Here is a 1954-nt window from a genome sequence, read left to right on the forward strand (position 1 = left end):
GGATGTTGTCCTCGAAGCCGATGGTATTACCAGTTTGCGCATCGAGAACCTCGAACAGATAGGAGTAACTTCTGGTTTTGGATTCCGTTCGAATTTTGCTCATGAAAACCAGGAACGGAAGTTGGTACTGAGAAGTATCAATCCAGGATCGTTTGGGCAGGTTGCGGCTCCAGAGCAACTTGCCGGACTTTTTATCAATGCTGATTAAGTCATTGTCAATATGGACCACATTCAGGAAGGAATCACTGATATAAAAGTCATTTTGCGGAGATTGTCTGCGGGGCGTTGTATAGGAAAAATTGAAGTAGTAGCGATTCCGGTCTGAAAAACCGATGAATTTATTCAGATTCGTGAGGTATTCATCGGGAATTGAAGATTCGACGATAATTTCACCGGTCTCGACATTCAAGACGCGAAGTCGATTGGGAGGCAGCAGGACGACCAGTTCCGTATCGGAAATCTGGGTCGAAAATCCCGAGTTCGAGACCGGCTCATCGAGCAGAAAACTGTCCGTCAGTGGATCCCATAGTCTGACTCGTTTTTCGGTTGTAGAGGTCGTTTGATAAAAAAGTTTTCGGCCAAAGACGTGCCGGGACTGGCTGTTTAAATCCAGCTCCCCTTTTCGGATCAATTCACCAGTGATGGAACTGTAGACATCGTAATTAGTACGATTGATGTTGAAGGCGACAACGGCTTTTTGATCGCCAATCAGCCCTTTGCTGGAATCGCTTAAAAAACCCGATTTCGAGGGAATGTTTTTGCGCTCCCATAGGACTTTGCCAGTTGCGGGACTCAATCCGAACAAGCGGTTATCCCACTGAAAGATACAGACGCGAGGGCCCGACGGTCCTACATAAAAGAGTGATTGTGCGCTATTCAGATCATTAAATTCTGCTGTCCAGAGCGGAGCTGATATTTCATCCTGCAGTTGGAGCAGTGAGACCCCATGAATTTTGCGGCTGCTGCCAAGCGGTATGAAATGTCCGACACGCGTATTTTGAGAATGATAGGGGTAAGAAATTCGATCTGAAACTTCGATCTTCCCCACTGTTTGCCCCACATGTTTATTGACAACATTGAGGATTGACCCCGATTTCAGCAGGAGTTGAGAAATTTCCGCTGGGGGCAGAAATTTACGTTCATAGTTTTTATAGGTGGCTTTGATATCGGGGGTGGGGGCTCCTGAATGACTTTGCTGGATGGAAACATACGAAACCGTATGTTTAAGAGGCTGCATTGACTGGAAAATATTCCAGGCTCCGGCTCCGCGATCAAAGCGCTTGACGTATTGTGATCCTGTGATTCCTGAGTCCAGAGTGACGTCGGCGAATGTTTCGTTTAATTCTTGCAGCAGAGAAGCCGCCTCGTAAGGCAGACCGGCAGACTGCCATAATTCGAGTAACTGTCGTGTTGCCGTTGCGGCAATCTTCGGATCGGGGCTGGCACGGTTTTCCAACAGCAGAAATTCTGCCTGTTGGTTTTGTCCCCGTCGCACCAGCTTTTCAGCCAGAGCACTGCGGACTTCGACTGCCTGAGGCCAGCTGCCATAAGTTTCCTCGAAGGATTGCAATGCGATCACGGACCCATCTTTGAGGGCAGCCTGTTGATCGCTGGAAATGATCGAATCTACCGTTTCACGTGCATCCCTGTCTGCCTTGGTGGTGACTTTTTCCATCAGGCCGGCGATGAGACTGTTGACCGTCACCAGATGATTGGCGTCTCCTGCCATTGCCAAAGGCTGGTTGACTTCGATCTTTTTGAATTCTTCGGCAACCTCCATCAATCCCTGGTAATCTTGCTGCTGCAGCAGGTGTTTCGACTTGCGTGACAGGAAACGGCCTCGTTCGAGCGGTGTTGTGGCGAGTGCTTCAAGTTTTGCCAATAACGAGAATTCATTCGGATCGGACTTGTTTAATTCTGCGTAGAGCAATTCGCGTAATAATGACTCAGAACG

Annotated in this window: 1 protein-coding gene; it reads right to left on the reverse strand. The window is 48.3% G+C overall.

The genetic code is table 11. The features are described 5' to 3' along the window. Positions 1 to 1954, reverse strand: a 1954-nt coding sequence (locus Q0294_RS19540; protein ID WP_299468806.1) for a hypothetical protein, incomplete at both ends; no start/stop codon positions are given.

It is taken from the genome of uncultured Gimesia sp., assembly GCF_937919775.1.
GTDB lineage: Bacteria > Planctomycetota > Planctomycetia > Planctomycetales > Planctomycetaceae > Gimesia.